The organism is Pseudomonas sp. Irchel s3a10, assembly GCF_900187525.1.
Classification (GTDB): domain Bacteria; phylum Pseudomonadota; class Gammaproteobacteria; order Pseudomonadales; family Pseudomonadaceae; genus Aquipseudomonas; species Aquipseudomonas koreensis_G.
The window spans coordinates 1-20619 of record NZ_FYDR01000014.1 but is presented as its reverse complement, the minus strand read 5'-3'; the positions used below and the strand labels follow the sequence as shown (position 1 = coordinate 20619).

Genomic DNA, 20619 nt, shown 5'->3' with positions numbered 1-20619 from the left:
AATAAAAGGGAACCCTGCGCGCGACCGTCTATCCTAAAAGTGCATGCCACTATTCTGGAGCGACACTATGGGTTCCACGTTCAACGGTCTGATCGGCCTGATCATTCTTGCCCTCGACATCTGGGCCATCATCAATGTGCTGAAAAGCGGCGCGACCACGGGGATGAAAATCGTCTGGGTGCTGCTGATCATCCTCCTGCCGGTACTGGGCCTGATCATCTGGGCAATTGCCGGGCCGCGGGGCAATGTGCGGGTGTGACGCTTGCCCAAAAACACGCTAATTCCCCTGTGGGAGCGGGCTTGCTCGCGAAGGCGATTGGTCAGTCGAAACATGGGTGAATGACACTCCGCCTTCGCGAGCAAGCCCGCTCCCACATTGGTCTTGCGATACCTCCAGAGTGTGCTCTGTCGGAGGAAGGTTCGACCTGTCATCTTCGGCAACGTAGAATGCGCGCCTTTCCCGGGCAATCGTCCCCCACGATTGGCGCCCGCGCATTCATCGGAGCACTTGACCATGACCGTTACCAAAACCAGCGAGTACCTGGAAACCCTCTACGAAGGCTACGGCCAGCGTTTTCGCATGGAAAAACTGCTGCACGAAGTGCGCACCGAACACCAGCACCTGGTGATTTTCCAGAACCCGCGCATGGGCCGGGTGATGGCGCTGGACGGCGTGATCCAGACCACCGAAGCCGATGAATTCATCTACCACGAAATGCTCACTCACGTGCCGATCCTCGCTCACGGCACCGCCAAGCGCGTGCTGATCATCGGCGGTGGCGACGGCGGCATGCTGCGCGAAGTGACCAAGCACGCCGGCGTCGAGCACATCACCATGGTCGAGATCGACGGCACCGTGGTCGACATGTGCAAGGAATTCTTGCCGAACCACTCCAAGGGCGCCTACGACGATCCACGGCTGAACCTGGTGATCGACGACGGCATGCGTTTCGTCGCCACCACCACGGAAAAATTCGACGTGATCATCTCTGACTCCACCGACCCGATCGGCCCGGGCGAAGTGCTGTTCTCGGAAAACTTCTATCAGGCCTGCCACCGTTGCCTGAACGAAGGCGGGATCCTCGTGACTCAGAACGGCACGCCGTTCATGCAGATCGACGAAGTCAAAACCACCGCTGGTCGCCTGCGCAGCCTGTTCCCGGACTGGCACTTCTATCAGGCAGCGGTGCCGACCTACATCGGCGGTTCGATGACCTTCGCCTGGGGTTCGACCAACCCTGCCTACCGCAAACTGAGCCGTGAAACCCTGCAACAGCGCTTCATCGGCAGCGGCATCGTCACCCGCTACTACAATCCGGAAATCCACATCGGCGCATTTGCACTGCCGCAGTACGTGTTGCAGGCGATCAACAAGCCAAGCAACGACTAAAAGAGCGCTGCAAAACCCCTGTGGGAGTGGGCTTGCTCGCGAAATCGATGTGGCATTCAACGAAAATGTTGCCTGACACACTGCTTTCGCGAGCAAGCCCGCTCCCACTTTTGCCTGGCCGTGCGCTAGATGTCGTTTTGTTCATCTCTGCCCGTTGTAATCCTTTTGAACCAACTTTCGGCGTACACAGTCGAGATAGATGTAAGCCCATTTGCGGGTTTGATCGAGGAGGCACCGATGCAAAAGTGGAAAGTCACTTTCGTGGATGATCATGGTGAAATCGTTGATGAGATCTTCGAACGTGAGGAATGCCCGTCCGATGATGAAGCTGCACGGCTGATCAAGGAGCGGCTTCTTCCGGTCGCCGCCCAACTGGATCTGAACGATCTGGAAGGACGCACCGCCGATGCCGGGGTGAAAAACCTCAAGACCCAGAACGGCATCGAAATCCGCAGCATCACACCTGTCTGAACACTTCCTGTCATCTTGTAAACCAGGCCTTGGCAGCAGCTCTATCTTGGGGCTACTCTGCAAGCGAGATCAGCGAACGAATCGCTAAGGTCTGGTCTTGTCAGCTACATGCTTGTTTCCCGCCGGCAACCTGTTTGCCGATGTACTTTTGGCCTGTAAGGCCCGGGGCGGGAATACGGAAAGTCTATCCATCTATCCGAGGGGGACGATTCATGAGCACAGCCTATCAAGAAGACATCAGCAGCAATGTTCTGCGCCGCATGAAAGAAGGCGGCTTCGACTTTTCCCGATTCCATCCCATCGAGTTCTACGCCATTTTCCCGGACGAGGAGCGGGCGCGCAGGGCGGCAGGCAAATTTCGTGGTGAATCCATCAATGCCCAGGTCAGCGCGCGCGACGATGGCGCCTGGTCGCTGGAATTGAGCAAAGTGATGTACGCGACCTATGACGACATTGGCGATTTCGAGCAGGGTTTTTCTGCCGTGGTCGAGCCGCTGGGCGGCATCATCGAGGGCTGGGGCGTCAAGCAGGAGGTGCGTAACCGCCATCGTCTGAATTGATCTCTGGTTTCAGGTATTGAGCAACGGCTGACCTTCGGGTTGGCCGTTGTCGTTTCAAAGAGCAAAAGATCGCAGCCTCCGGCAGCTCCTACACAATCACCTGTAGGAGCTGCCGGAGGCTGCGATCTTTTGCTTTTGCTTTCAAAACATTTCAGAAAGGCAAAAAAAAGCCACCGGAGAGGGTGGCTAAAAGGGAAGACCGATAAGGAGCGGAAACCGGTCAGGGTTAAGGCCTGCGGGGACTGCGCGGGCAGTCCGGATCAGTGGAGCTGAAACCTTCACCGGGGGAAGTTTTCAGCGGATGCGCCGATTATCCGCAGCTCCGTGCGAGCGGTGAAATCAACTCTGACTATGCTGGTGATAGGCGATGCAATGCGTCGCAATGAAGCGGGGGCAATCCGGTTGGAGCAATTGCCGCACAGGAATGGTGCGGTGCTGCTGGCGTGATTATCCAACCGATTGAAATCAAAGCGTTTATGCCGATGGCACGGGCCTTGCGAAGGCCTGTAGGTCCGGGTGACAAGGAGTACGGCATGATCCGCACCTATTTTGATGAAATGTACGATGCCGGCGGCCAGGTCCGCCCGCATTACCGGGAGTTCGCCCGCTGGCTGGCCGACACGCCTGACGAGTTGCTGGCGCAACGGCGACGCGAGGCCGATCTGCTGTTCCACCGGGCCGGGATCACCTTCACGCTCTATGGCGACGAGCAGGGTACCGAGCGCCTGATTCCGTTCGACACCATTCCGCGCAGCATTCCCGCCAGCGAGTGGCGGATCGTCGAGCGCGGCTGCATCCAGCGGGTCAAGGCGTTGAACATGTTCCTCGCCGACCTTTATCACGAGCAGCGCATCATCAAGGCCGGGATCATCCCCGCCGAACAGGTGCTGGCCAACGAGCAGTACCAGTTGGCGATGCAGGGCCTGGATCTGCACCGCGACATCTATTCGCACATCTCCGGCGTCGATCTGGTGCGCGACGGCGACGGCACCTACTACGTGCTCGAAGACAACCTGCGTACCCCGAGCGGCGTCAGTTACATGCTCGAAGACCGCAAAATGATGATGCGCCTGTTCCCGGAGCTGTTCGCCGCCCAGCGCATCGCACCGATCGATCACTATCCGAACCTGTTGCTCGACACCCTGAAGAGCTCCAGCCCGATCGACGACCCGAGTGTGGTGGTGCTGACGCCGGGCCGCTTCAACAGTGCGTTCTTCGAACATGCCTTCCTCGCACGGGAAATGGGCGTTGAACTGGTGGAGGGCGCCGACCTGTTCGTGCGTGACGACAAGGTCTTCATGCGCACCACCGACGGACCGAAAGCGGTGGACGTGATCTACCGCCGTCTCGACGACGCGTTCCTCGATCCGTTGGCATTCAACCCCGACTCGATGCTCGGTGTACCGGGGCTGCTGTCGTCCTACCGTTCCGGCAACGTGGTGCTGGCCAATGCCATCGGCACCGGTGTGGCGGATGACAAATCGGTGTACCCGTTTGTCACCGAGATGATCCGTTTCTACCTCGACGAAGAACCCATCCTGAAAAACGTGCCGACCTGGCAGTGCCGCAACCCCTCGGAACTTTCCCATGTACTGGCCAATCTTCCGGATCTGGTGGTCAAGGAAACCCAGGGCTCCGGTGGTTACGGAATGCTGGTGGGGCCGGCGTCAACCACGGCGCAGATTGATGCGTTCCGTGAGCGGATCAAGGCCAAGCCCCACGCTTACATTGCGCAGCCGACGCTGTCGCTGTCGACCTGTCCGACCTTTGTCGAAAACGGCATTGCGCCGCGCCATATCGACCTGCGTCCGTTTGTACTGTCTGGCCGCGAAACCCGGGTCGTGCCCGGCGGTTTGACCCGTGTCGCCCTGCGTGAAGGCTCCCTGGTGGTGAATTCCTCCCAGGGCGGCGGAACCAAGGACACCTGGGTGGTCGAGGATTGAAGGAAGCTTGCCATGTTAAGTAGAACTGCCTCGGATCTGTACTGGATGTCGCGTTACCTGGAGCGGGCGGAAAACCTCGCACGGATGCTCGATATCAGCTATTCGCTGTCGCTGATGCCGCAGGACGGTCGCGGCGACGGTTTGCACGAACTGGCCATGCCGCTGTTGATCACTGGCACCCTCGATGATTATCTGGAGCGTCACGGCGAACTGCATGCCGAACGCCTGCTGCATTTCTTCGCCCTCGACGCAGCCAACCCGGCGAGCATCTACAGCTGCCTCGGCGCCGCGCGAGCCAGTGCTCATGCGGTGCGCGGGCGTATCACCGCGGACATGTGGGAGAACATCAACGCCACCTGGCTGGAGATTCGCGGCATTGCCGAACAGGGCCTGAGCCGTTACGGCATGAGCCGTTTCTGCGAGTGGATCAAGGAGCGCTCGCACCTGTTCCGTGGCGCGTCCTACGGCACCATCATGCGCAACGATGCGTTCCGTTTCATTCGTCTGGGCACGTTCATCGAGCGTGCGGATAACACGTTGCGCCTGCTCGATGCGCGCTATGAAATGGCCGGCGATCAGGCCGAAGCGGTCAGTGACGGCACCGCCCACGCCTATTACCAGTGGAGTGCGCTGCTGCGGGCACTGTCATCGTTCGAGGCCTACACCGAGATCTACCGCGACGCCCCCGGCGCCCGGCATGTCGCCGAACTGCTGCTGTTGCGTGCCGATGTACCGCGCTCGCTGCGCGCCTGCACCGAGGAAATCGACCAGATCCTCGCCCAGTTACCGGGTGCCAATGGCCGTCCGGCACAGCGCCTCGCCGCTGAGATGGACGCACGCCTGCGCTACACCGGCATCAACGAAATCCTCGCCGAAGGCCTGCACGCCTGGCTCACCGAATTCATCCCGCTGGTGCGCCAGTTGGGCAACGCGATTCACAGTTCATACCTGGAGGCTGCATGAGACTTTCCATAAGCCACGAGACCACCTATCACTATGAAGATCAGGTGCGGGCGAGCATCCAGTATTTGCGCCTGACCCCGCACGACAGCGAGCGTCAGCACGTGTTGAGCTGGCAACTCGACCTGCCGCGTCCGGTGCGCGCCCAGCTCGATCCGTTCGGCAACATTCTGCATGTGCTGACCATGGATGAGCCGCACGAAGCGATCATCATCGGCGCCCGTGGCCAGGTCGATATCGACGAATTGCGCGAGGCCGAGCATGAGAGCCAGTCGGCGCTGCCGTTTCTGCGTTTCACCCGGCTGACCGAGGCGGACGAAGCACTACGGGCGTTTGCCGAGAGATCCTGCAAGCAGCGGCGCGATCGCACTGCGCTGATCGACCTGATGCACGGTTTGAACCAGCACATCAGCTACACGCCGGGTTCGACTGAGGTCGACACCAGCGCCGCCGAAGCCTTCGCCGGGCGCGCCGGGGTTTGCCAGGATCACACCCATGCCTTTCTCGCCTGTGCACGCAGCCTGGGGATTCCGTCGCGCTATGTGTCGGGTTATCTGTACAGCGAGGACGCCGAGCACCTGGCCAGTCATGCCTGGGCCGAAGCGTGGCTGGATGACGCCTGGTACAGCTTTGACGTGACCAACCAATTGGCCCGCCCGGAGCGGCACCTGAAACTGGCGGTGGGCCTGGATTATCTGGACGCCTGCCCGGTGCGCGGCATGCGCCGGGGCGGTGGTTGTGAGCAGATGCATGCGAAGGTGTTCGTGTCGCCGACGCCGGTTATCTCCGTGCAACAACAATAACGGGTTCACACGTAACCCTTGTAGGAGTGAGCCTGCTCGCGATAGCGGTCGTCAGTTTAAGGATCAGTGACTGACACTCCGCTATCGCGAGCAGGCTCACTCCTACAGGGGAATGTCGTCAGGGCTTAACCTTGCGCCCAGCCATGTGCTGCAGATAGCCGATCAGCAACTGCAAATCCCCCTCCGGCAACACATCCGCGGAAAACCCCGGCATCTTCGCCTGCGGCCACTGGCGCAAACTCTGCGGATCGCGAATGTAGCGCTTGAGGAAGTCCGCGCCGAAATACTCAGTCGGGTTGTACGGAATATTCAGATCCGGCCCGAACTGCGCATCCCCCGCACCGTTCAACCGGTGGCAGGCCAGGCAGTTTTTCTGAAACAGCGCAAAACCCTGATTCACCGGGTCATCCGCTTTCAGCCTGGGATCCGGTAACAGCGCAGGGAAGCGCTCGGCGACCGGCGCCATGCGCTTGATGCTCGCCACTTCGAATGGCCATTGCTCCGGGCTGATGTTGCCGGCCTGCGGGTCAGTCCACACCAGATAGAACGGCCCGGCGCTGTGTTTGCCTTCGGACAGCGGTGGCCACGGTTGCGTCGGATCCTCGATCGCCAGCCACGCCCGCGCGCCGTTGGTATTGAGCAGCGGTGCAGCGCTCAGTTCGGCGGCAAACCCGTCCAGCGCCACTGCTTGCAGGTGATCGTCCGGTTTGATCCCGGTGAGCAGCGCCGCCACGGGTACGGCGCGATAAGTCATGTCCTTCTTGTAGGAGACATCGTTCTTGATGGTGAGGGTTTGTACCTGAGGATGCTTGAGCAATTCCTCGGTCTGCCAGGTGCGACTGGTTGCGCCCAACTGCAGCTCCAGCTGTGCGGCAGACAAGGGCATGCTCAGCAGCAAAGCCCCGAACACAATGAGCGTTTTCAAATGATCGCCGTCCATGTCGTGGAAGTGCGCAAAGGTTGGCACAGCCACGCTGGCCCGGGTAGCGGGCCAGTCATATTTTTGCTGGCGATAGCGTGCGCCTGGCCGTTGAGTCAGCCGATGACCTTGGTCAGATTCGGCAAAATCAGCAACAGCGTGGTGGCGAAAAGAATGAGCCCGGCTTGACGAACTTTCGGTTGTTTGAACATGGCTTGACCGCCTTTATTGTTATTTCCTGATGTCTGCCTGCATATCCATGACGGCAAACGCTGCACTTCCTGTTGAAGAACGTCGGCCCCGGCAAAACCCGACGACCCTGACGTACATGTACTACCTTAGAGCCCGCGTCACGCGCGACTTAGATCCATTTCGTATGTATTTGCTGCTGATAGCGATAAAAAAGGCATGAGGCGAAATGCCAGCTTCTTCGCCGCCCGCTTGCTAGACAACTCGCTGACCTGAACCGGTTCACCTGCGGGTGAATGACCGTCCGTCTGAGCGTGCGCGTCAACGTCATTGAGCGCTGTGGTCATTGAATCCTCGACGGCGCGGGACAACAGTGACACCACGAATTTCACTCACCGCACAGGTTCGAGGCCGTCATGACCCAAGCTTTGATTTTCGATGCGTTACGCACGCCCCGCGGCAAAGGCAAAGCCGATGGCGCGCTGCACAGCGTCAAACCGGTGAATCTGGTCGCGGGGTTGTTGACCGCACTGCAGAGCCGCACCGCGCTGGACACCAGTCAGGTTGATGACGTGGTGCTCGGCTGCGTCACGCCGATCGGCGATCAAGGTTCCGACATCGCCAAGACCGCGGTGCAGGTGGCGGATTGGGACGTCAGCGTCGCCGGCGTGCAGATCAATCGCTTCTGCGCCTCGGGTCTGGAAGCGGTCAACCTCGGCGCGATGAAGGTGCGCTCGGGCTTCGAGGATCTGGTGGTGGTCGGTGGCGTCGAGTCGATGTCGCGGGTGCCGATGGGCAGCGACGGCGGTGCCTGGGCGCTGGATCCGCAGACCAACCTGCACAGCCATTTCACCCCGCAGGGCGTTGGTGCGGATCTGATCGCCACCCTGGAAGGTTTCAGCCGTGAGGACGTCGATGCCTACGCGTTGCACTCGCAGCAAAAAGCCGCACGCGCGCGGGCTGATGGCTCGTTCAACAAATCGCTGGTGCCGGTGCAGGATCAGAACGGCATCATCCTGCTCGATCACGATGAGTTCATTCGCGCCGGATCGACAATGGAAGGTCTCGGCAAACTCAAGCCGAGTTTCGAAATGATCGGGCAGATGGGTTTCGACGCCACGGCACTGCGGGTTTACAGCCACGTCGAGCGGATCAACCACGTGCATACGCCGGGCAACAGCTCCGGGATCGTTGACGGTGCGGCGCTGATGTTGATCGGCTCCGAAGCCAAGGGTCGTGCGCTCGGCCTGCAACCGCGGGCGCGCATCGTCGCCACGGCGGTCACCAGCACTGACCCGACCATCATGCTCACCGGACCGGCACCGGCCACCCGCAAGGCTTTGGCCAAGGCGGGCTTGCGCGTGGAAGACATCGATCTGTTCGAGGTCAACGAGGCGTTTGCCTCGGTGGTGCTCAAGTTCATCAAGGACATGGCGGTGGCCCCGGACAAGGTCAACGTCAACGGCGGCTCCATCGCCATGGGCCACCCGCTGGGTGCCACCGGTTGCGCGATCCTCGGCACTTTGCTCGATGAACTGGAAGCCCGGCGCCTGCGCTACGGCCTGGCGACGCTGTGTGTCGGCGGCGGCATGGGCATTGCCACCATCATCGAACGCCTCTGAGCCCCGACTTCAAGGAAACCTTGTTATGAGCGAAGCCATTCGTTACGAAAAAGGCCAGGACGCCATCGTCGTGCTGACCATCGACATGCCGGGCCAGAGCGCCAACACCATGAATGCCGTGTACCGCGAGGCCATGGGCGCCTGCGTTGCGCGGCTGGTGGCGGACAAAGACAGTATCGCCGGGGTGATCATCACCTCGGCGAAGAAAACCTTTTTTGCCGGCGGCGACCTCAATGAGCTGATCAAGGTCGGCAAACCCGAAGCCAAAGCCTTCTATGACATGGTGCTGAGCCTCAAGGGGCAATTGCGCACCCTGGAAACCCTCGGCAAACCGGTGGTCGCGGCGATCAACGGCGCGGCGCTCGGCGGTGGCTGGGAAATCTGTCTGGCCTGCCATCACCGGGTGGCGCTGGATGACGCCTCGGTGCAACTCGGTCTGCCGGAAGTGACCCTTGGTCTGTTGCCGGGCGGTGGCGGGGTGGTGCGCATGGTGCGCATGCTCGGCATCGAGAAAGCCTTGCCGTATCTGCTCGAAGGCAAGAAGGTGCGCCCACAGCAGGCGTTGCAGGCCGGTCTGATTGATGAACTGGCGGCGGATCATAACGAGTTGCTGGCCAAGGCGCGCGCCTGGATTGTCGCCAACCCGAGCGCTGTGCAGCGTTGGGATGCGAAGGGCTATCAGATCCCCGGCGGCACACCGTCGAATCCGAAAGTCGCGCAGATGCTGGCGATAGCGCCGTCGATCCTGCGCAGCAAGACTCAGGGCACACTGCCGGCGCCAGAGAAGATTCTGTGTGCGGCGGTGGAAGGCGCGCAGGTTGATTTCGACACCGCGCACCTGATCGAAACCCGTTACTTCACCGAACTGACCACCGGGCAAATCTCGAAAAACCTGATCGGCACCTTCTGGTTCCAGCTCAACGAGATCAACGCCGGTGGCTCGCGCCCGCAAGGGTTCGCGCCGTATGTCACGCGCAAGGTCGGTGTGCTGGGCGCGGGGATGATGGGGGCCGGGATTGCCTTCGTCAGTGCCTCGGCCGGCATCGACGTGGTGCTCAAGGACATCAACCTGGCGGCGGCCGAGAAGGGCAAGGCCCATTCGGCGGCGCTGCTGGACAAGAAAGTCGCCCGTGGCCAGATGACCGCTGAAAAACGCGAGGCGGTGCTGGCGCGGATTCACGCCACTGAAGATGATGCAGATCTGGCGGGTTGCGATCTGATCATCGAGGCTGTGTTCGAGGATCGCGAACTCAAAGCCAAGGTCTCGTCGGCAGCGCAAAAAATTGTCGGTTCTGACGCGGTGATTGCGTCCAACACTTCAACGTTGCCGATCACCGGACTGGCGACCGCAGTACCCGATCAGAGCAAATTCATCGGTCTGCACTTCTTCAGCCCGGTGGACAAAATGCCGCTGGTGGAAATCATCAAAGGTGCGCAGACCAGTGCTGAAACCCTGGCGCGCGGTTTCGACTTTGTTCTGCAAATCAAGAAAACCCCGATCGTGGTCAACGACAGTCGCGGTTTCTTTACCTCGCGGGTGTTTGGCACCTTCACCAATGAAGGCATCGCCATGCTCGGCGAGGGCGTGAGCGCGCCGATGATCGAGACCGAAGCGCGCAAGGCCGGGATGCCGGTCGGGCCGCTGGCGATCTCCGACGAAGTTTCCCTCAGCCTGATGAGCCATATCCGTCAGCAAACGGCCAAAGACCTGCAAGCCGAAGGGAAACCGCTGACAGATCATCCGGCATTCGCTGTGATTGACTTGCTGCTCAACGAATACAAGCGTCCGGGCAAAGCCGCCGGCGGTGGTTTTTACGATTACCCGGCCGGCGCTCAGAAGCATCTGTGGCCCGAATTGAAGACGTGTTTCGAGAAGGCCGACGGGCAGATTTCGCCGAAGGATGTGCGTGACCGGCTGTTGTTCGTGCAGGCCCTGGAAACCGTGCGCTGCGTGGAGGAGGGCGTGCTCACCTCGACGGCGGATGCCAACATCGGCTCGATCTTCGGCATTGGTTTTGCGCCGTGGACCGGTGGTGCGTTGCAGTTCATCAATCAGTACGGGGTGCAGGACTTCGTCGCACGCGCGCAGTATCTGGCCGAGCAGTACGGCGAGCGCTTTGCGCCACCGGCGCTGCTGCTGGAGAAAGCCGCGAAAGGCGAGCTGTTTTAAGTGATCGGCTGAACGCTGCGGGGCTTGCCTTGCCGGGGTGTTTCAAGGCAGGCTCTGGGGTGTTCATTATTCCCATCACGTGTCAGGTATTTTTTATGTCGCTACGCATCTGCATTCTGGAAACCGACATCCTGCGTCCGGAACTGGTCGATCAATATCAGGGTTACGGGCAGATGTTTCAGCGCCTGTTCTCGCAGCAACCGATTGCCGCCGAGTTCACCGTGTACAACGTGATGCAGGGCGAATACCCCAGCGACGACCTGACCTTCGATGCGTACCTGATCACCGGCAGCAAGGCCGATTCGTTCGGCACTGACCCGTGGATCCAGACCCTCAAGCAATACCTGCTGACCCGCTACGAGCGTGGCGACAAGCTGCTCGGCGTGTGCTTCGGCCATCAATTGCTGGCGCTGCTGCTGGGCGGCAAGAGCGAGCGCGCCAGTCAGGGTTGGGGCGTCGGCACCCACAACTACAAACTGGCGGCCAAGGCGCCCTGGATGAGCCCGGTGCGGGAAGAGCTGACGCTGCTGATCAGCCACCAGGATCAGGTCACCGCGCTACCGGAAAACGCCACGGTCATCGCTTCCAGCGATTTCTGCCCGTTTGCCGCGTACCACATCAACGATCAGGTGCTGTGCTTCCAGGGCCACCCGGAATTCATTCACGACTATTCGCGGGCGCTCCTGGATCTGCGCCAGGAAGCGCTGGGTTCGCAGATCTACTCGAAAGGCGTGGCCAGCCTGGAGCAGGAGCACCATGGCACCACGGTGGCAGAGTGGATGATGCGGTTTGTGGCGCACAAGCCAGAAGCTGCTTAACAGCAGATCAAAAGATCGTCCGAACGCGGCCCGAACCTGCGGCAGCTCCTACAGGGAATGGCATTTGTAGGAGCTGCCGCAGGCTGCGATCTTTTGCTTTTGCTTCCCTACAACCACCCCGACTTCTTGAAACTCGCCCACAAACTCACACATCCCACCGTGATAAACCCCAGCACGGCGAAATAGCCGTAATGCCAGCTCAGCTCCGGCATGTTCTGGAAGTTCATCCCGTAAATCCCCGCCACCGCCGTCGGGAACGCCAGAATCGCTGCCCACGCAGCAAACTTGCGCTGCACCACGCTCTGCCGTGACGCCTCCAGCAATACGCCGACCTCGATGGTCTGGCTGGCGATGTCGGCCAATGTGGTCAAGTCTTCCATCTGCCGCGTGACGTGAATCTGCACATCGCGGAAGTATGGGCGCATGTTCTTGTCGATGAACGGGAAGCTCAGCTTCTGCAGTTCCTCGCCAATCTCCACCATCGGCGCTGCATAGCGGCGCAGGCGCAACACATCGCGACGCAGGCCGTGGAGTTTCTGGATGTCATGCTCGTTCAACGCACTGCACAGCACGTTGCGCTCCAGCTCATCGATCTCGGCATGAATCGCTTCGCCCACCGGCTGGTAGTTTTCGATGACGAAATCCAGGATTGCATAGAGTACGAAATCTTCCCCGTGCTCCAGCAGCAGCGGACGCGCCTCACAGCGTTGGCGGACATGCGCGTAGGACGCCGAGTGACCGTTGCGAGCGGTGATGATGTAGCCCTTGCCGGCGAAGATATGCGTTTCGATGAACTGCAAAATCCCGTGTTCACGGATCGGCGAGTAGATGACGATAAACAAAGCGTCGCCAAAGGTTTCCAGCTTCGGCCGACTGTGTTTTTCCAGGGCGTCTTCGATGGCCAGTTCGTGCAGATTGAACTGGCGTTGCAGGTTGGACAGCTCCTGAGCGTCCGGTTCTTCCAGACCGATCCAGACAAAGTGCCCGGTTTTCGCGGCCCAGGCGGCGCCCTCATCGAGGGTAATATTGGTGACTTTCTTACCGGCGCTGTAAACCGCAGCAGCAACAACTCGACCCATGGTGGTGGTTCACTTCTTCTTGGCAGATGGCAGGGAATACAAGGCTTCAGCTTAGCCGTGTCGCTGCTTGAGAGTCAGTGAAATCTGCACAGTTCACCCGGCAAAAGAAAACCCGCACAAGGCGGGTTTGTTTTTCACGCAGCTTGCAGCTGCTGATCCATCGCGGCGATGCATTCGCGCATCTGTTCGCGGCACTGGGACATGAGCATGGGCATGTCATCCATGGTCAACCCGGCTGTAGGAATCGCCGGCAGCGAGCGTATGAGAATTTTCCCGCTGCGCCAGCGGTTCAGGCGCATGTGCTTGATGTAGCTGCTGACGCACACCGGCACGATCGGCACGCCAGCGGCGATCGCCATCTGGAACGCGCCTTTCTTGAACGGCAGCAGTTCTTCACCGAGGTTGCGCGTACCTTCCGGGAATACCCAGATCGAGGTGTCTTTGTGTTGCAAGGTGTGGGTGGTGGTGAGCATCGACTTGCGCGCCTTGTGCGCGTTGCCACGATCAATCAGCACGTTGCCCGCCAGCCAGAACAATTGGCCGAACAGCGGCACCCATTTCAGGCTTTTCTTGCCGATGCACACGGTCCGCCGAGGCACCACGTTGCCGAACACAAACAGGTCGTAATTGGACTGATGGTTGGCAACGATCACGCAGCTCTCAGGCTTGTGCATCAACGGGCCAACGTCGGCTTTTACCCGCAGGCGCAGAATGCACATGGCCGGAAGCGCGTAGAGGCGGGCGCACAGTCGGCTGTTGTCCGGATTGAACGGACGGCACAGGCCGAGGATCACCCCCAACACGCCGGCCAGAATAAAGTGCAGGCCCATCAATAACATACGAAACACAAACAGCATTTTCAGGCCCCACCGGGACAAAAGGTGGCGCAGTGTACGGATGTGCACTGTTTTCGGCAATTGCTGCTATAGAGTGCGGAGATAGGCGATGTTTAAGCGCATGTTTCCGAGTTGATTGTCAGACCCGTCCTAGAGCAGTCGATGCCCGATCAACCGAACACCCAAGAAAAAGCCCGACACGACGGTCGGGCTTTTTTTCGGCTCGGGAAGCGCGGGCTTAGCCCAGATGCTCCTGATCCTGGATGATCGCGTTGTCGAGGGTTTCGAGCAGCGCCTTGCGCACTTTGAGCTTGGTGTTCTTGTGCGCATTCATGTTGATTTTCTTCAACTGACGCGCCGCTGCCAGGGCTGCGCCTTGCAGCTCTTCGGCAGCCACCACCTTGTCGAGAAAACCGGCGTCCACCGCGCTTTTCGGCTCAAACATCTCGCCGTTGATCACCGAACGGTGGAACGCCGAGCGACGTAGACGATCACGCGCCAGCTCTATGCCGGCGTGGTGCATGGTCATGCCGATCTGCACTTCGTTCAGACCGATGCTGAACGGGCCGTCGACACCAATGCGGTAGTCGGCGGACAGCAGCAGGAACGCGCCTTTGGCCACGGCGTGACCAGGGCAGGCAACGATCACCGGGAACGGATGAGAGAGCAGGCGACGGGCCAGGGTCGAACCCGCGGTCACCAAGGCCACGGCTTCTTTAGGGCCAGAGGTCATCACCTTCAAGTCGTAGCCGCCAGACAGAATCCCCGGCTGACCGGTGATGATCACGATGGCACGATCAGTCACCGCCCGATCCAGCGCCGCGTTGAACGCCGCAATCACGTCCGGGGAAATGGCATTGACCTTGCCGTTGTTCAAGGTCAGGGTCGCGATACCGTCTTCGAGGTGGTAGGCAATCAACTCACTCATGACGCTATTCCTTGTAAGAAAGATGGGCAGACGTTACCCACCGCCGTAGGCCAGGTAAAGCGCCGTGACTGACTCGCCAGTCACCGTTTCCGCCCGCACCCGGCGTAGCACACCGTTCTGCTTCTATATAGAAGGGCGGCCGTCACCAGAGATTGGCCGGTTTGCCATCGCCCACCAGTGGGCAAAAGGTGTTTTTGTCTTAAGCGCATGAAAATTCTGAAAAAAAGTTTGCCATCAGAAAAGCTTTCGACTACATTAGCGCGCCTCGACAGACAGAACATGTTTGAAGAGATACGGTGAAGTGTCCGAGTGGCTTAAGGAGCACGCCTGGAAAGTGTGTATACAGGAAACTGTATCGAGAGTTCGAATCTCTCCTTCACCGCCAAATTCAATACGCAAAACCCCTGATTTCGAAAGAAATCAGGGGTTTTGCGGTTTCTGGTGTCTGGATTTTAATCCGCTGCGCAAGTGATGCGTGCAGGTGCTCAGCCTGATTCGCCATAGCGCATTACAATCGCGGCTTTATCAGTAGAAAAAAGGGCTGCTCCCATGATCATTTCCACCACCCACGCCATCGAAGGCCGACAGATCACCGCGTACCTGGACATTGTCAGCGCGGAGTCGGTGCAGGGCGTCAATGTGATCCGTGACATGTTTGCCGGCATGCGCGATTTTTTCGGTGGGCGCTCGCAGACGCTGGAACGTGCGTTGAAAGAGGCGCGGGTTCAGGCGACGGACGAAATCAAGGAGCGGGCGCGTGCGTTGCAGGCGGATGCGGTGGTCGGGCTGGATTTCGAGATCAGTATGCCGGCGGGCAAGGGTGGCATGGTTGTCGTGTTCGCGACCGGCACGGCGGTCAAGTTGCGTTGATGCAGTCGCCGTTTTCAAGCGAGCCCATTCAGATGATGAATGGGCTTTTTGCTTTTTGCCTTCGGTCAGCCCTGTGGCTTGAGGATGACAAGTCCGTGGGCGTCATAGGTCAGTGGCGTATCGATCGCGACCAGAGGCGGGGTACCGGTGGCGGGCGTCGGATCGGCCGGCTGACTCGGATGGTAGATAACGCCGGGGGTCAGAACCGGTTTGTCCGGGTAGGTGATGGTGATGTCGCCTGAAGCGAGCTTTTCCTTGAATTTCTCACCGGCAGCTTTGCCGGCGGCGATCTGTTCGTCCGTGAGTTTTACGACAGGCATTTCCGGGAATCCGTTGATTTTCATGTTCTCTCCTTGAGATTCATTTGTATGAAAAAGGGCAACGGCCTGTCGCCGGGAATCTTTAGCGTTGTGAGATCAACGGTTGGTTAGGATGTTGAACAGGTGTAGGCCATTCGTCGGGCATTGGTCGGACTGAACCGCAAGTCCAGTAATGACCGGCTAGTCTCAAAAGCCTGGGAGGTCGATATTTTTCGGGCAAAAAGGCTTGGCCGGTATCGATCCATTACGAAGGGGAGAGGCTATGACTGGTCCGTATATCGAAGACGATGGAGCCGAATTTTCATTCAATAACTGTGTCCGTTGCGGTCAGACGGAGTACCAGTCGGGCTTTGGCGAGGATCCGGTGCAGACCGGCAAGATCAAGTCCACGGTGCCCAAAGGCCCGAAAGCCAAATTTCTTCCGAAGGTTTCGGCCCGCTCAAGAAAGTAAGGCGAGACACCAAACGACCCCGTCTATGAACGGGGTTTTTTATGCTTGCTGTTTATGAAATGGGAATTTCCTACAAACTCTTTGGCTGGTTTTGTTTTTTTCACAAACTTTTCACGTCCGCGGTCGTAGGGTGAAGCCATCCGTTAGAAAGCAAGTCTCCAGCCCGTCTCCCCAGCGGGCTTTTTTTTGCCTGCGATAAAACCTTTTGCCAGATCGCTGTCCAATCGGCGCCAAGAGTGCGGCGGCAGCTGATTTGTCTGGACTTCAGCGCGGCGGCGACATTCAATCTCGGCCCCATTTGATCTCCCTATTTTTTGAGGTTTCTGTCATGCGTCTAACATTGCCTGCTCTGGTTCTGGGGCTTCTGGTTGCTCAAGGTGCGGTCGCCGGTGAAGGCACGGCGGCACTCGGCGGTGGTCTGGGTGGTGCGCTGGGTAATGTGGTCGGCCAGAAAATGGGCGGCAGCACCGGCGCGGCGATTGGTGCCGGTGTTGCAGGCGCGGCGGGCAGCGCGATGGCCGCCGGCAAGGGCAGCCGCACCAAAGCGGCCATCGGTGGTGGTGTTGGCGCGGCCGGTGGTTCGGTAATCGGCAACAGCCTGGGCGGCAGAAATGGCGCGACCATTGGCGCCGGTCTCGGTGGTGCTGCCGGTGGTGCTGTGGGCGCCAACCTGTCCAAGGGGCACAAGCGTCACTGATACTGAGCGCTTGTCAGAAAAAGCCCGGCTCAATGTCGGGCTTTTTCATGGCTGAACGTTTTCCCGAAAAATGTCTCCAATCTGACATAGGCCCTATGGGCATACCCTCCCGATTCGGGAACTGTGAGGTTCAAATGCGCTTGTCATTGTCTGCACTGTTTTTCGGATTACTGGTCGCTCAAGGCGCCATGGCCGCCGGAGATGGTAGCGCTGCTGTAGGCGGCGGACTGGGCGGTGTACTCGGTAACGTGGTCGGTGGCCAGCTCGGCGGCAGCACCGGTGCTGCAGTAGGCGCGGGAGTTGGTGGCGCGGCGGGCAGCGCGGTCGGGGCGAATAAGCACAATCGCACCGAAGCCGCCATCGGCGGTGGTCTCGGAGCAGCCGGCGGCTCGGTAGTCGGTAACAGCCTGGGCGGCTCCACCGGTTCTGCCATTGGTGCCGGTTTGGGCGGCGCGGCCGGTGGTGCGGTGGGCAACAATCTGGGGGATGACGGCGGCAAAGCCCACTCCGGTGGTGGTCACAAGCACAACAAGTACAAACATAAAAAACGCCATCATTGATTGAGTGTTCGAAAACAAACCCGGCCTGGTGCCGGGTTTTTCGTGTCTGGCGGTCGGACACTGGAACGATTGCCTGTGAGGCTTTTCGAACGTTATACAACCCACCAGACGTAGAGGTTTGCCATGACGCCCGAAACCGAAGGCAAGGAAGAAAAAGGCCCGAGCGGTCTGCCGTTCATCAATGATCCGGGGAACGAGGATCCGGGGTCGCTGATGGATGATGCGACCGTGCCGTTGAATGATGCGGATGAAGCAGATATGGAGTATGAGGAGGATGAGGATGAGCAGTGAGGGGGAGTGAGGTGGATTGAAAATTTGGATTTGTTTTAAGGGCCTGAGTGAACAGGCCCTTGTCGTGGTCATGTTTAATCGGTTTCTTTTGAGTCAGCCCATACATACAGGTTACTGAAGGCTGACATTTTTTTGATTTTTTTTAGATTGAGATATTCTTCGAGTTCTTTTTTAATGATTTTTTCATCGCAATATTTTCTATGTTTGGATGGTCTTTCACGGGCAAAGTTGTATAGGCGCCAAGTATCAAACCCATTAATTTCACCGTTAGGGCCATAGTCAAAATCTACGCTTCCTGTCGATAAGTTAATGCGGCAGCCAATACCATGCAATTCATACTTAACGCCTCGAGTGACTCTTCCTCGTCGCTTTATTGTCTTGGTATACCAGAGCCTTCGAATGTCACGAGTGCCAAATTTGCGCTCAAATATCAGCGTGCTGGACTCCACCATGGAGATAAAGTCATTTATCAGGATGTCCAAAGCTTCATTTTGATCGCTCATCTTCTTCTCCGGTGCTCCAACCTGTCCAGGCCCACATTGTTTGCTGATTCCAATACATCTTCAATACTTCTTAGAGCTCCGTTATATGTTTTTAGATCTGTTATAAGTTTGATTGTCACATTCGTCGAGGTTTGTCGTGCAGCAGCTGCGCGATGGTGTCCGTCCAGAATATATAGGTTGCCGTCGTGTTCTATTACGGTGATGGGATCTGTTGGGTCGTATCCGTTGCGCATTTTATTTTTATAATCCTCGACTGTCCTGGTTGAGGTTTTTCCCTCTATTGTATGTACTCGTTTCAAAGTTTTCGGATCTATATTGTGAGCAATGGTCGGTAGTTTCGGCTCACCCTCATCAACCTTAGCCCCGCCAATCCCACCCGGCACCTCACAACCTGGCTTATTCGGCGGCGGACAATTGGAGTTCAACCCCAACGGATCCACCCACCCCGTCGGATTCGGCACGTACTGGTACTGATTCAACCCACCGGCCAATTTGATGGGATCCGGCGTCAGATACCGTCCCAGCCTCGGGTCGTAATACCGATGCCGGTTGTAATGCAGCCCGCTTTCCGCATCGAAATACTGCCCCTGAAAGCGCAGCGGCTGATCCAGGTAGTCCTCGCCGGCCAGGGTGATCGCCGCGACTTTGCCGTAGGCGTCGTACTGCGCTGACCAGACGATTTCGCCGCTGTAATCGGTCAGTTCCTGCGGGGTGCCGAGGTGGTCGAGTTGGTAATAAAAGGGGCAGGCGCGTTTCGGGCCTTTGCCGTCGAGCAGGGCCAGCGGGCGGAAGGTGCCGGGTTCGTAGACGTAGCTGCGGTGGTGGGTTTTGCTGCTTTCGGCGACGAGGTGGTCGCCTTGCCAGAAGAACTCGGTGGTCTGGCCGTCGACGGTTTTGCGGATGCGTCGGCCGAAGGCGTCGTATTGGTAGGTCGCGGTTTGGCCGTCGGCGCGGGTCAGGCCGATCAGGCGGTGCTGGCAGTCGTAGCGGTATTCGGTGACGAGTTGCTGGTCGCGGCCACGGCACTCGCGGATCAGGTTGCCGAAGGCGTCGTAGTCGTAGTGCCGGTCGCCCTGCATCAGCAGGCGGTTGCCCTTGATCCGCGTCGGGCCGGGGCGGTCCTGCATCAGCAGGTTGCCGGCCGGGTCGTGGGCGAAGGATTCCGGCAATTCGTCGCGCGAGTGACGGACGCGAATCAGCCGGTCGAGGGCGTCGTAGTAATAACTGCGCTGGCCGTGTCGACTGTCGGCGATACCGGCCAGATTGCCGTTGACCGCATAGCTGTAGTGGCGCAAGTACAAGGGGCGCGTTTGCTGATTGACGGTATGCAGCTGCAATCGGCCCTGCTCGTCGTAGGCATAATCGCTGCGCAGCAGGCCTTGTTGCCGTTGTTGTTCGCGACCCGATTGATAGACGTGGCTGCTCAGCCGCGTGCCATTAAGGTCAATGGCCTTCAGCGCGCCGCCCTTGGCATAGTGGTAATCGAGCTTGCTGTTGTCCGGTAGACGCTGGCGCTTGAGCTGGCCGCAGGCGTCATACGCATAACGCAAGGTGCCCCAGCCCTGATGCTCGGTGATCAGCCGGTCCTGCAGGTCGTATTCGAAGGCCAGTGGATGTTTCTGGCCGTCATCGACCCCGGTCAAACGGCCCAGGCGGTCGTAGGTGTAAACCACCTCAACCCCGTCGGGCAGGGTTTTCAGCAGCAGACGCCCGGCCGCATCACGCGCGTAGGCCGTGATCAGCGTCGAGCCGTCATCGCCGAACTCGGTTTTTTCCAGCAGGTGCCCGTTGCGGTCGTAGGCGTAAGCGGTGCGTCGGCCGTCGAAGCCGGTTTCCTGTCGGATCAATCCGGTGGGCGTGTAGTCCAGTCGGTACTTTTCCCCGGATTCGTTCTCGATTTCCGTGAGCAGCAGTTGCGCATGGTCGTAGCGGTACTGCACCCGCGTGCCGTCGGGATTGATCTTGCGCGAGACCCGATGCAGGTCGTCGTCATACTCGTAGCGGGTGATGTGGCCGAGTTCGTCGCGCTCGGCGGTGACCTGGCCGTAGGCGCCGTAGCTGTAGGCGCGGGTGGCGCCCGTAGGAAAGGTCGTCTGCAGCAGTCGGCCAACGGCGTCCCACTGCTGGCGAGTGATCGCGCCGTGTTCGTCGCAAGTGGTCGTCCGTCGCCCCAGCGCGTCGTAGGAAAAGCGCCGCACACCACCGTCAGGCAGGGTTTCCTCGATCAGTTGGCCAAGGT

The 20619-nt window shown here is 59.1% G+C and carries 22 protein-coding genes and 1 tRNA gene; 16 read left to right on the top strand and 7 right to left on the bottom strand.

All coding sequences use genetic code 11. The features are described 5' to 3' along the window. Window positions 1–67 precede the first annotated feature (67 nt). The 7 genes from CKW11_RS26000 (at window position 68) to CKW11_RS25970 (ending at window position 6127) form a co-directional block, all read left to right on the top strand. Complete coding sequence (locus CKW11_RS26000) at window positions 68–259, top strand: PLDc N-terminal domain-containing protein (RefSeq protein ID WP_095139977.1); 192 nt, start codon at window positions 68–70, stop codon at window positions 257–259. A 255-nt stretch (window positions 260–514) separates the two neighbouring features. Continuing rightward, a complete protein-coding gene (gene speE / locus CKW11_RS25995) occupies window positions 515–1390 on the top strand; it encodes a polyamine aminopropyltransferase (protein ID WP_003223223.1) in 876 nt (291 codons plus the stop codon). Window positions 1391–1627: 237 nt separating this feature from the next. Beyond that, complete coding sequence (locus tag CKW11_RS25990) at window positions 1628–1861, top strand: hypothetical protein (RefSeq protein WP_042608487.1); 234 nt, start codon at window positions 1628–1630, stop codon at window positions 1859–1861. A 212-nt stretch (window positions 1862–2073) separates the two neighbouring features. Further along, entirely contained in the window at window positions 2074–2421 is a 348-nt protein-coding gene (locus tag CKW11_RS25985; protein WP_007960698.1) for a ribonuclease E inhibitor RraB, read from the top strand. A gap of 533 nt (window positions 2422–2954) precedes the next feature. Then, complete coding sequence (locus CKW11_RS25980) at window positions 2955–4364, top strand: circularly permuted type 2 ATP-grasp protein (protein ID WP_083366520.1); 1410 nt, start codon at window positions 2955–2957, stop codon at window positions 4362–4364. Between the two features lie 12 nt (window positions 4365–4376). Next, the gene (locus CKW11_RS25975; protein ID WP_027613321.1) at window positions 4377–5327 is read left to right on the top strand and encodes an alpha-E domain-containing protein; all 951 of its coding nucleotides are present in this window, start codon (window positions 4377–4379) and stop codon (window positions 5325–5327) included. Beyond that, window positions 5324–6127 carry a transglutaminase family protein gene (locus CKW11_RS25970; protein WP_095139976.1) on the top strand — a complete coding sequence of 268 codons (804 nt, stop codon included), beginning with the start codon at window positions 5324–5326 and terminating at the stop codon, window positions 6125–6127. The genes CKW11_RS25975 and CKW11_RS25970 overlap by 4 nt, the downstream gene beginning before the upstream one ends. A 118-nt stretch (window positions 6128–6245) precedes the next feature. On the opposite strand, the gene CKW11_RS25965 is transcribed toward CKW11_RS25970, so the two are convergent. After that, on the bottom strand, window positions 6246–7067 hold the full coding sequence (locus CKW11_RS25965) for a cytochrome c (RefSeq protein WP_095139975.1): 822 nt from the start codon (window positions 7065–7067) through the stop codon (window positions 6246–6248). 584 nt (window positions 7068–7651) lie between these two features. Here CKW11_RS25965 and CKW11_RS25960 point away from each other — a divergent pair. From CKW11_RS25960 to CKW11_RS25950, 3 genes are all read left to right on the top strand, one after another. After that, on the top strand, window positions 7652–8857 hold the full coding sequence (locus CKW11_RS25960) for an acetyl-CoA C-acetyltransferase (protein ID WP_095139974.1): 1206 nt from the start codon (window positions 7652–7654) through the stop codon (window positions 8855–8857). Between the two features lie 25 nt (window positions 8858–8882). Continuing rightward, window positions 8883–11027, top strand: a complete 2145-nt coding sequence (locus tag CKW11_RS25955) for a 3-hydroxyacyl-CoA dehydrogenase NAD-binding domain-containing protein (RefSeq protein ID WP_095139973.1) — start codon at window positions 8883–8885, stop codon at window positions 11025–11027. Window positions 11028–11122: 95 nt separating this feature from the next. Next, entirely contained in the window at window positions 11123–11845 is a 723-nt protein-coding gene (locus CKW11_RS25950) for an amidotransferase (protein WP_095139972.1), read from the top strand. Window positions 11846–11952: 107 nt separating this feature from the next. On the opposite strand, the gene CKW11_RS25945 is transcribed toward CKW11_RS25950, so the two are convergent. The 3 genes from CKW11_RS25945 to CKW11_RS25935 all read right to left on the bottom strand — a co-directional run bounded on the left by CKW11_RS25945 (window position 11953) and on the right by CKW11_RS25935 (window position 14688). Next, window positions 11953–12924 carry a magnesium and cobalt transport protein CorA gene (locus CKW11_RS25945; protein WP_095139971.1) on the bottom strand — a complete coding sequence of 324 codons (972 nt, stop codon included), beginning with the start codon at window positions 12922–12924 and terminating at the stop codon, window positions 11953–11955. A 134-nt stretch (window positions 12925–13058) separates the two neighbouring features. Further along, the gene (locus CKW11_RS25940) at window positions 13059–13781 is read right to left on the bottom strand and encodes a 1-acylglycerol-3-phosphate O-acyltransferase (RefSeq protein WP_095139970.1); all 723 of its coding nucleotides are present in this window, start codon (window positions 13779–13781) and stop codon (window positions 13059–13061) included. A 217-nt stretch (window positions 13782–13998) separates the two neighbouring features. After that, window positions 13999–14688, bottom strand: a complete 690-nt coding sequence (locus tag CKW11_RS25935) for a crotonase/enoyl-CoA hydratase family protein (protein WP_095139969.1) — start codon at window positions 14686–14688, stop codon at window positions 13999–14001. A 295-nt stretch (window positions 14689–14983) separates the two neighbouring features. Between CKW11_RS25935 and CKW11_RS25930 the strand changes: the two genes are divergently transcribed. Together CKW11_RS25930 and CKW11_RS25925 are read left to right on the top strand one after the other, a co-directional pair. Then, window positions 14984–15073, top strand: a tRNA-Ser gene (locus tag CKW11_RS25930). 164 nt (window positions 15074–15237) lie between these two features. Beyond that, on the top strand, window positions 15238–15558 hold the full coding sequence (locus CKW11_RS25925; protein ID WP_027613311.1) for a YbjQ family protein: 321 nt from the start codon (window positions 15238–15240) through the stop codon (window positions 15556–15558). A gap of 65 nt (window positions 15559–15623) precedes the next feature. Here the strand turns inward: CKW11_RS25925 and CKW11_RS25920 are convergent, their stop codons facing one another. Next, window positions 15624–15902 carry a hypothetical protein gene (locus tag CKW11_RS25920; RefSeq protein WP_047598840.1) on the bottom strand — a complete coding sequence of 93 codons (279 nt, stop codon included), beginning with the start codon at window positions 15900–15902 and terminating at the stop codon, window positions 15624–15626. A gap of 238 nt (window positions 15903–16140) precedes the next feature. Between CKW11_RS25920 and CKW11_RS25915 the strand changes: the two genes are divergently transcribed. The 4 genes from CKW11_RS25915 to CKW11_RS28700 all read left to right on the top strand — a co-directional run bounded on the left by CKW11_RS25915 (window position 16141) and on the right by CKW11_RS28700 (window position 17877). Then, entirely contained in the window at window positions 16141–16329 is a 189-nt protein-coding gene (locus CKW11_RS25915) for a hypothetical protein (RefSeq protein WP_095139968.1), read from the top strand. A gap of 328 nt (window positions 16330–16657) precedes the next feature. Further along, window positions 16658–17026, top strand: coding sequence for a glycine zipper domain-containing protein (locus CKW11_RS25910; RefSeq protein ID WP_007960728.1), 369 nt, complete (start codon window positions 16658–16660; stop codon window positions 17024–17026). 134 nt (window positions 17027–17160) lie between these two features. Further along, window positions 17161–17586: a YMGG-like glycine zipper-containing protein gene (locus CKW11_RS25905; RefSeq protein ID WP_095139967.1), complete on the top strand. Its 426-nt coding sequence runs from the start codon at window positions 17161–17163 to the stop codon at window positions 17584–17586. A gap of 123 nt (window positions 17587–17709) precedes the next feature. After that, the gene (locus CKW11_RS28700) at window positions 17710–17877 is read left to right on the top strand and encodes a hypothetical protein (RefSeq protein WP_003223252.1); all 168 of its coding nucleotides are present in this window, start codon (window positions 17710–17712) and stop codon (window positions 17875–17877) included. Between the two features lie 74 nt (window positions 17878–17951). Here the strand turns inward: CKW11_RS28700 and CKW11_RS25900 are convergent, their stop codons facing one another. Both CKW11_RS25900 and CKW11_RS25895 read right to left on the bottom strand, forming a co-directional pair. Continuing rightward, on the bottom strand, window positions 17952–18380 hold the full coding sequence (locus CKW11_RS25900; RefSeq protein ID WP_095139966.1) for a hypothetical protein: 429 nt from the start codon (window positions 18378–18380) through the stop codon (window positions 17952–17954). Continuing rightward, window positions 18377–20619 (bottom strand): RHS repeat-associated core domain-containing protein (locus CKW11_RS25895; protein WP_159974173.1); only part of this gene is annotated, 2243 nt, incomplete at its 5' end. The genes CKW11_RS25900 and CKW11_RS25895, both read right to left, overlap by 4 nt.

Bases quoted from the DNA above. Each gene is read 5' to 3' on its own strand.
- CKW11_RS28700 (WP_003223252.1), top strand. From the start codon at position 17,710: ATGACGCCCGAAACCGAAGGCAAGGAAGAAAAAGGCCCGAGCGGTCTG.
- CKW11_RS25985 (WP_007960698.1), top strand. From the start codon at position 2,074: ATGAGCACAGCCTATCAAGAAGACATCAGCAGCAATGTTCTGCGCCGC.
- CKW11_RS25905 (WP_095139967.1), top strand. From the start codon at position 17,161: ATGCGCTTGTCATTGTCTGCACTGTTTTTCGGATTACTGGTCGCTCAA.
- CKW11_RS25980 (WP_083366520.1), top strand. From the start codon at position 2,955: ATGATCCGCACCTATTTTGATGAAATGTACGATGCCGGCGGCCAGGTC.
- CKW11_RS25970 (WP_095139976.1), top strand. From the start codon at position 5,324: ATGAGACTTTCCATAAGCCACGAGACCACCTATCACTATGAAGATCAG.
- CKW11_RS25950 (WP_095139972.1), top strand. From the start codon at position 11,123: ATGTCGCTACGCATCTGCATTCTGGAAACCGACATCCTGCGTCCGGAA.
- CKW11_RS25955 (WP_095139973.1), top strand. From the start codon at position 8,883: ATGAGCGAAGCCATTCGTTACGAAAAAGGCCAGGACGCCATCGTCGTG.
- CKW11_RS25900 (WP_095139966.1), bottom strand. From the start codon at position 18,380: ATGAGCGATCAAAATGAAGCTTTGGACATCCTGATAAATGACTTTATC.
- CKW11_RS25925 (WP_027613311.1), top strand. From the start codon at position 15,238: ATGATCATTTCCACCACCCACGCCATCGAAGGCCGACAGATCACCGCG.
- CKW11_RS26000 (WP_095139977.1), top strand. From the start codon at position 68: ATGGGTTCCACGTTCAACGGTCTGATCGGCCTGATCATTCTTGCCCTC.
- speE (WP_003223223.1), top strand. From the start codon at position 515: ATGACCGTTACCAAAACCAGCGAGTACCTGGAAACCCTCTACGAAGGC.
- CKW11_RS25990 (WP_042608487.1), top strand. From the start codon at position 1,628: ATGCAAAAGTGGAAAGTCACTTTCGTGGATGATCATGGTGAAATCGTT.
- CKW11_RS25975 (WP_027613321.1), top strand. From the start codon at position 4,377: ATGTTAAGTAGAACTGCCTCGGATCTGTACTGGATGTCGCGTTACCTG.
- CKW11_RS25965 (WP_095139975.1), bottom strand. From the start codon at position 7,067: ATGGACGGCGATCATTTGAAAACGCTCATTGTGTTCGGGGCTTTGCTG.
- CKW11_RS25915 (WP_095139968.1), top strand. From the start codon at position 16,141: ATGACTGGTCCGTATATCGAAGACGATGGAGCCGAATTTTCATTCAAT.
- CKW11_RS25910 (WP_007960728.1), top strand. From the start codon at position 16,658: ATGCGTCTAACATTGCCTGCTCTGGTTCTGGGGCTTCTGGTTGCTCAA.
- CKW11_RS25945 (WP_095139971.1), bottom strand. From the start codon at position 12,924: ATGGGTCGAGTTGTTGCTGCTGCGGTTTACAGCGCCGGTAAGAAAGTC.
- CKW11_RS25920 (WP_047598840.1), bottom strand. From the start codon at position 15,902: ATGAAAATCAACGGATTCCCGGAAATGCCTGTCGTAAAACTCACGGAC.
- CKW11_RS25960 (WP_095139974.1), top strand. From the start codon at position 7,652: ATGACCCAAGCTTTGATTTTCGATGCGTTACGCACGCCCCGCGGCAAA.
- CKW11_RS25935 (WP_095139969.1), bottom strand. From the start codon at position 14,688: ATGAGTGAGTTGATTGCCTACCACCTCGAAGACGGTATCGCGACCCTG.
- CKW11_RS25940 (WP_095139970.1), bottom strand. From the start codon at position 13,781: ATGCTGTTTGTGTTTCGTATGTTATTGATGGGCCTGCACTTTATTCTG.